The sequence below is a fragment of the Tautonia sociabilis genome, assembly GCF_003977685.1.
Lineage (GTDB): Bacteria > Planctomycetota > Planctomycetia > Isosphaerales > Isosphaeraceae > Tautonia > Tautonia sociabilis.
This window is the reverse complement of the sequence record NZ_RYZH01000005.1, coordinates 164,704-171,729: the sequence shown is the minus strand read 5'-3', so window position 1 is coordinate 171,729 and position 7,026 is coordinate 164,704. Positions and strand designations below refer to the sequence as shown.

Genomic DNA, 7,026 nt, shown 5'->3' with positions numbered 1-7,026 from the left:
GGGCAGGCAGGTGATGATGAGGGTGCCGCCGGGCCGGAGGATGCGGGCGAGTTCGAGGAGCGAGGTGGCGTCGTCGGGGACGTGTTCGAGCACGCCGTTGGAGGTGATGACGTCGAAGAAGCCGTCGGGGAAGGGGGTGGCCACCGGATGGTGGAGCTGGGCGTAGCGCAGGCGGCTGAACTCGTGGAAGACGTGGAAGGCGCCGGGGGGGTAGAGGTCGGCGCCGTGCAGCTCCACGGCGTCGCCGAGGCGGAGGCGGTAGACGCAGGAGTCGATGGCGTGCTGGCAGCCCCACTCGAAGACCCGGCCGGCGCGGGGGAGGTGCTCGGTGATCTGGTCGAGCACTCGGAGGCGGCGGCGGAGGGGGATGTCGCGTTCGAGGTGGGCGGCGGTGTAGGCGAGGTCCGCGCCGACGACGCCGGTGACGGTATCCTCCCGCTTCTGGCGTTCCCAGAGGGCGCGGAGGGTGCGGATCTCGGCGTCGTGGTCCCAGCGGAGGGGGGAGGGACGTGGGGGGACGGGGCGGAGCGATCGCGAGGGGAGGATCGGGCGGGTCGACTCCGAGACGTCGGGCATGGTGTCGGGTTCCTTCCCGGGAGAGGCTGGGCGCTTGGTCGATCCGGGGACGCCCCCTGCCCTGCCCTGCCCCGTCCTGATTCTCTTTCTATCGTCGATCGCGGCCGGGATGTCTACCGCAGCCCCCGGCCCCGGAGCAGGCCGTCGGCCCCGGCGGCGTCTTCCTGGGAGAGGGGCGGGTCGGGCTCGGCCCGGTCGTCGATCCCGCCGGATCGGCCGTTCTCGAAGGCCAGGTCGATCAGCTCCTGGAGGTCGAGCGGCACGTCGGGATCCTCCGGTCGGAGGGGGATGGGAATGATGGGGAGGCGTTCTCGGAGCGGCACTCGGTCGACCTCGACCGCCTCCGGGCGCCGGGCTCGCCAGGAGACGACCTGGGAGGTTGTCCGATCGTCCTCCGGGAACGACTCCGGGGCGAGCAGGGTGACGCGGGTCCCGGCGCGGAGGAGGTTGATCTCGACGAGGTTGACCCCCCCGGATCATCTCGTTCGAGGCCCGGGTCCATGCCGGGGAAGGGGCTTCGGGCCATGGTCGAGGGGCTCCCGAGGCGTCGGAGGGCGTCGGCCGTTCCATTCTACCGACCGATCTACCGACCGAGCGGGGGAGATCCGCCGGCTGCCTTTTTCCTTCTGCCTTCCTGCCTTCTGTCTTCTGCCTTCTTCCTTCTGCCTTCCTGCTTTCTGTCTTCTGCCTTCTTCCTTCTTCCCTCTGCCGCCTCTGGGATGACTGTCGACCGGCTGGGACCGGGGCGATCAGCTCTCGACGCAGTCACCCCGGGGGTAGGAGCCGAGGACTTCGAGGCGTTCGCAGCGTTTGCGGACGGCGTCGAGGGTTTTGGAGACGGCGGGGTCGTCGGCGTGGCCCTCGACGTCGAGGAAGAAGAGGTACGAGGGATCGCGGCCGGGGAGGTTTTCGGCGGAGGCGGGGAAGGACTCGATCATGGTGAGGTTCAGGCCGGCTTTCTCGAAGGGGGCGAGGACCTTGGAGAGGGCGCCGGCCTGGTTGGAGATGCGGAGCAAGAGGGTGGTTTTGTCCCGGCCGGTGGGGGCCTCGGACTGCTCGGCGATGACGGCGAAGCGGGTGACGTTGTAGAGCTGGTCTTCGATGTTCTCGGCGAGGATGTCCAGGCCGTAGGCCTCGCCGGCGGTGCGGCTGGCGATGGCGGCGGAGAACTGCTCGCGCTGGGCGATCTCGGCGGCGTGGGCGGTGGAGACGACCTCGACCAGGGCCGCCTGGGGCAGGTTCTTGCTCAGCCAGTGGCGGCACTGGGAGAGGGCCTGGGCCTTGGAGTAAACCCGCCGGACGTCGGCCCAGGGGGACTTGCCGAGCAGGCAATGGTGGATGCGGAGCTTCACCTCGGCCCGGATCTTCAGGCCGGAGTGGCGGGCGAACATCTCCAGGGTGTCGGAGATGCGGCCGTCGGTGGAGTTCTCCAGGGGGACGAGGCCGAACTGGACGTGGCGGCGGTTGACCTCCTCGAAGACGGCGGCGATGGAGCCGACGGGGACGTGCTCGACGGCGTTGCCGAACTTGGCGATCGAGGCGAGGTGGCTGTAGCTATATTTGGGGCCGAGGCAGGCGACGCGGAGGCTGCGCTGGAGGGAGCGGGAGCCGCTCATCAGCTCGCGGAAGATCAGGCGGACGGTCTGGGCCGGCAGGGGTCCTCGGCTCTGGGCGAGGGCCTTGCGGATGACCTCTTCCTCGCGGGCGGGGGACCAGACCTCCAGGCCGTCTCGCTCCTTGACCTGGCCGATCTGGGCGGCGATCTCGGCGCGGCGGTTGAGCAGGGCGACGAGTTCCTTGTCGATGCGGTCGATCTCGGCGCGGAGGCTGGCGAGGGTGGGGGCGCGTTTGGAGTCGGCGCGGCCGCGCCCCCGGCGATCCGAGGCGCTGGCATCGGGGGAGGGGGCGCCGGGGGGCTTCGTCGGCATCGGCGGTCTCGCGGCGCGGGTCGAGGAGCCCCGGACCGGGGCGAGGAGTCTGGACTTAACCCAAGATGATTGAAGTGATTACAGTGATTTGCGGTCGTTGTCAAGCGTTTTCCCCCCGGCCGCTTTCGCCCCCGGGTGGGATCGACTACAATCCGGGACAGGGAGGTCCGTCGCGGCCAGGGGAGACTTGCTGCCAATTCGGCAGGGTTCGGGAAAGCGGCGGCCGCCGCCTCCTGCCATTTCGGCGCTCGGAGCGCGAGTCCGGCCACGGGTGGCCGTGGATTGGTTCGATGAAACCCATTTGATCGCCTGGCGTTGTGTCGCGGATTCCGGGGCGTTTCTCGGGGACGGTATCTCCCTTGCAGTTGAGGGAGGCAACGACGGCCCGCAGGCCGCGTGCCCGATCGCCCGCCGGGCGGGACGGGTGCGGGCGATGGGGAGGGCCCCAGGGCCGGACGGGCGATCACGGCGGAGACGCCGGAAAGGAGCATCGACGTGGCGGAAGGCGAGAAGATTATCGGCATCGACCTGGGCACGACCAACAGCGTGGTCGCGGTGATGGAGGGCGGTGACGTGACGGTCATCGCCAACCAGGAGGGGAGCCGAATCACCCCTTCGGTGGTGGCCTTCACCAGCAAGGGGGAGACGCTGGTCGGCGAGCCGGCCAAGCGCCAGGCCATCACCAACCCCAAGGGAACGATCTATTCAATCAAGCGCTTCATGGGCCGTCGGCACAGCGAGGTTCAGGACGAGGAGAAAATGGTCCCCTACGAGGTCGTGGGGGGGCCCAGCGACTATGTCAAGGTCCGGGCCGGGGGCAAGGAGTACACGCCTCCGGAGATCTCGGCGCTGATTCTCCGCAAGCTGAAGGAAGCGGCCGAGAGCTACCTCGGCCATAAGGTGCGCAAGGCCGTCATCACCGTGCCGGCCTACTTCAACGACTCGCAGCGTCAGGCGACCAAGGACGCCGGCCAGATCGCCGGCCTGGAGGTGGCCCGGATCATCAACGAGCCGACCGCCGCGGCGCTGGCCTACGGCCTGGATAAGAAGAAAAACGAGAAGATCGCCGTCTTCGACCTCGGCGGCGGCACCTTCGACATCTCGATCCTGGACGTCGGCGACGGCGTCTTCGAGGTCCTCTCGACCAACGGCGACACCCACCTCGGCGGCGACGACTGGGACGAGGCGCTGATCCACCACATCGCCGAGCAGTTCCAGCGCGAGCAGGGGATCGACCTCCGCAAGGACCAGATGGCGCTGCAACGCCTCAAGGAGGCCGCCGAGAAGGCCAAGAAGGACCTCTCCTTCCAGACCCAGGCCGACATCAACCTGCCGTTCATCACGGCGGACCAGAGCGGCCCGAAGCACCTGATGATGTCGATCACTCGGGCCGAGTTCGAGAAGCTCACCGACAGCCTTTTCGAGCGCTGCAAGGGCCCGGTGCAGAAGGCGATGCAGGATGCCGGCCTGAAGGCCTCGGAGATCGACGAGGTGGTGCTCGTCGGCGGCTCGACCCGGATGCCCCGCATCCAGCAGATCGTCAAGGAGATCTTCGGCAAGGACCCGCACAAGGGGGTCAACCCGGACGAGGTCGTGGCCGTCGGCGCCGCGATTCAGGGGGCGGTGCTGACCGGGGACGTCAAGGACCTGCTGCTGCTGGACGTCACCCCGCTGTCGCTCGGCCTGGAGACCAAGGGCGGGGTGATGACGGTGCTGGTCCCGCGCAACACGACCATCCCGACCGAGAAGAAGGAGACCTTCACCACCGCCGACGACAACCAGTCGGCCGTGACGATCAAGGTCTTCCAGGGAGAGCGGCCGATGGCCGCCGACAACCGGCTGCTCGGCGAGTTCAACCTCGACGGCATCCCGCCGGCCCCGATGGGCGTCCCCCAGATCGAGGTGACGTTCAACATCGACGCCAACGGGATTCTCAACGTCTCGGCCCGAGACAAGGGCACGAACAAGGAGCAGAAGATCACGATCCAGTCCTCCGGCGGTCTGAGCCAGGAGGAGATCGAGAAGATGCGGCGCGACGCCGAGAGCCACGCCGCCGAGGACAAGCGGCGCCGAGAGCTGGCCGAGGCCCGCAACGAGGCTGAGCAGCACGTTTACCGGATGGAGAAGCTGATCGCTGACAACAAGGACAAGCTCTCCGAGGGGGACGTCTCGGCCGTGCGTGCGGCGATCGCCAAGGTCAACGAGGTGAAGGGCTCCGATGACGTCTCGGCCATCCGCTCGGCGATCGATGCCCTGATGCAGGCCAGCCGGGCGATGTCCGAGCACCTGTACGCCGCCGCCGGGCAGGCCGGCGCCGGCGCGGCCGGCCCCGGCGCCGCCGGGCCGGGCCCCGAGGCCTCCGGCGACGGCTCCCGGGGCGGCCAGGCTCCCGAGGACGTCATCGACGTCGAGTTCGAAGAGAAGAAGTGACCCCCGGCCGCCGGGAGGTCGTCCCGGGCCGCATCGGCCGGGCCCCGTCCGCCCGATGCGGCCCGGTCCGCCGGGTCCGTCGGCGGCCATCCCTGGCGATGGGCCGGCCGCGCCGGTTGATGGGGGATGACCGATCGGCGATAGTGGGAGGGAAGCCGGGGCCGGTCCCCGCCGGGGAGGCCCCGGCCGGCCCGGGCGGCGATCGCGTCGCCCGGGGTCCGGTCGAGGCCCTGGCCGTCGACCGGCGGGCCCGATTCCGGACCCCTCGGCGCGATCCCGGCCCTCCCGCTCCTCGGCCGTCCACGTGGCCCGACCGATCGCCGAGGCCCCGGATCGCGATCGCCCCCCAGCCCAACGGCCCGGACCCTCCGAGTCGGAGGGCCGGGCCCCTTCGCCCCGGTTCCCGGGAGGATGGCGATGTCCCTCGACGACGCTCGGCCGGTTTACTCGTTGCTCGTCCGGATCGCTCGGGAGCTGTCCGAGGACGCCCGCGCCGGCCGCCGGGGTAACTGGGTCACCTACGACGATCTCTGTCGGCGCTGCGGTGACGAGCTGGAGATCAAGGAATCTCCCCGCACCGTCTTTGCCCGCCGGCTCCGGCCCCTTCAGGCCGTCTGCGTCGAGCAAGGGCACCCAGACCTCTCCGCCCTGATCATCCAAAAGCCCCGCCGCGGAGACTCCGGCGAGCTGCTCCGCCCCTCGGCCGCCTGGTGGGAGATTTACGTCTCCCGGGGAGAGGCCGAGTCGGAGGACGTCCGCTTCTGGTTCGAGCGCTACCGAGCCGCCCGGGACCACGACGGCTGGCCGGACGACCCGTTCTTCTGAGCCGGGCCGAACCGGGCCGGCCCTGATCCCGTCGCGTCGAACCGAGCAGGAGGAGGAGATGGCATCCCCCGCCGATCTGGAGACCGTCCGTCGGCAGCGGCTCCCCGACCTCGAGCCGGCGCCCCCCGGGGCCCGGTACGACCGCTCGTCGATCGAGGCCGACGCCCTGGTGACCATCGAGGGCCAGACCGAGCGGGACTTCTTCCTCCGGGCGCCCGAGGACCGCTACTGCGAGTTCATCGACGGGACCGTCTACATGCCCTCCCCGGTGAGCGTCCGGCATCAGGAACTGGTCGGATTCTGGTACGTGCTGCTCTCGGCCTTCTGCCACGAGCGTGAGCGGGGCCGGGTCTTGACCGGGCCGGCCGTCCTGCGGGTGGCCCCGGATCGCGACCTGGAGCCGGACGTCTTCGTTGCGCCCGCCGGGGCGGAGCCGCTGCCGCCGAGCGGCCTGGCGATGGGGGAGGCGGTGCTCGTGGTCGAGGTCCTCTCGCCCGGCAACTGCTCGCACGACCTGGACCGCAAGGCGGCGGTGTACCGGGAGGCCCGGATCCCGGAGATCGTCTACGTCGACGACCGGGACAAGGTCCTGATCGTGCATCGCCTGGCGCTGGGCGATTACGAGACGATCCGGCTCGGCTCGGGCCGCTGGGAATCGGGCGCGGTGCCCGGGTTCTGGCTGGACGTGTCGTGGCTCTGGGGAGAGCCGCTGCCGGGGTCGCATCGGCTGATCGACGCGATCCTCGCGGGCTGATCGATTGATCGATCGATCGATCGATCGGTCGATCGTCAAGGCGATCGGGACATGACCGACCTCGATACCCTGATCCGACGCGCCTGGCCCGTCCTCCGGGAGGCGATCCGCATGGGGCGCACGGTGACCTACACCGAGCTGGCCGGCCGGGCCGGGCCGCCGCTGAACCGGAGGCACCTGCACCGACAGCTGCTCATCCCGCTCTCGGCGCGGTGCCGGCGGGCGGGGCTGCCGGACCTGGCAAGTTTGGTCGTGCGCAAGGACACCGGCCAGCCCGGCGGCGGCTGGCACGCGATGGATCCGGCCGCCGGGCCCGACCCGGACCGGGCCTGGGCCGAGGCGCTGGAGCGCTGCCTGGCGTTCGAGTGGCCGCGTGAGGTGCCGCCCGCATTGCTGGGCGAATCTCCTTGAATTCCGGGCGGATTCCGGCGAACGACGGGGGAGCCACCGTCGTATTGTCTCGGACAAGCGATTCGACACACATTCGGTCCGACCGCCTCCGGGCATCGTGGT

Annotated in this window: 6 protein-coding genes and 1 pseudogene; 4 read left to right on the top strand and 3 right to left on the bottom strand. The window is 70.0% G+C overall.

What is annotated here, in order from left to right; all coding sequences use genetic code 11:
* The 3 genes and pseudogenes from TsocGM_RS04345 to pheA all read right to left on the bottom strand — a co-directional run.
* Positions 1 to 576 (bottom strand): class I SAM-dependent methyltransferase (locus TsocGM_RS04345; RefSeq protein ID WP_148114865.1); only part of this gene is annotated, 576 nt, incomplete at its 3' end.
* A 113-nt stretch (positions 577 to 689) separates the two neighbouring features.
* Positions 690 to 1,034 (bottom strand): annotated as a pseudogene (locus tag TsocGM_RS04340) (DUF4058 family protein); the annotation flags it as partial.
* Between the two features lie 291 nt (positions 1,035 to 1,325).
* The gene (pheA, locus tag TsocGM_RS04330; protein WP_126724080.1) at positions 1,326 to 2,504 is read right to left on the bottom strand and encodes a prephenate dehydratase; all 1,179 of its coding nucleotides are present in this window, start codon (positions 2,502 to 2,504) and stop codon (positions 1,326 to 1,328) included.
* Between the two features lie 462 nt (positions 2,505 to 2,966).
* Here pheA and dnaK point away from each other — a divergent pair, with 462 nt between their 5' ends.
* The 4 genes from dnaK (at position 2,967) to TsocGM_RS04310 (ending at position 6,924) form a co-directional block, all read left to right on the top strand.
* The gene (gene dnaK / locus TsocGM_RS04325; RefSeq protein ID WP_261341619.1) at positions 2,967 to 4,934 is read left to right on the top strand and encodes a molecular chaperone DnaK; all 1,968 of its coding nucleotides are present in this window, start codon (positions 2,967 to 2,969) and stop codon (positions 4,932 to 4,934) included.
* A 417-nt stretch (positions 4,935 to 5,351) separates the two neighbouring features.
* The gene (locus TsocGM_RS04320; protein WP_126724079.1) at positions 5,352 to 5,759 is read left to right on the top strand and encodes a hypothetical protein; all 408 of its coding nucleotides are present in this window, start codon (positions 5,352 to 5,354) and stop codon (positions 5,757 to 5,759) included.
* Between the two features lie 58 nt (positions 5,760 to 5,817).
* Positions 5,818 to 6,513 (top strand): Uma2 family endonuclease, encoded by a 696-nt coding sequence (locus TsocGM_RS04315; protein WP_126724078.1) that lies wholly within the window; start codon positions 5,818 to 5,820, stop codon positions 6,511 to 6,513.
* Positions 6,514 to 6,564: 51 nt separating this feature from the next.
* Positions 6,565 to 6,924, top strand: a complete 360-nt coding sequence (locus TsocGM_RS04310) for a hypothetical protein (RefSeq protein ID WP_126724077.1) — start codon at positions 6,565 to 6,567, stop codon at positions 6,922 to 6,924.
* Positions 6,925 to 7,026 lie beyond the last annotated feature (102 nt).

Excerpts from the sequence above, each read along its gene's own strand:
- pheA (WP_126724080.1), bottom strand. The coding sequence starts at position 2,504 with ATGCCGACGAAGCCCCCCGGCGCCCCCTCCCCCGATGCCAGCGCCTCG.
- TsocGM_RS04320 (WP_126724079.1), top strand. The coding sequence starts at position 5,352 with ATGTCCCTCGACGACGCTCGGCCGGTTTACTCGTTGCTCGTCCGGATC.
- TsocGM_RS04315 (WP_126724078.1), top strand. The coding sequence starts at position 5,818 with ATGGCATCCCCCGCCGATCTGGAGACCGTCCGTCGGCAGCGGCTCCCC.
- TsocGM_RS04310 (WP_126724077.1), top strand. The coding sequence starts at position 6,565 with ATGACCGACCTCGATACCCTGATCCGACGCGCCTGGCCCGTCCTCCGG.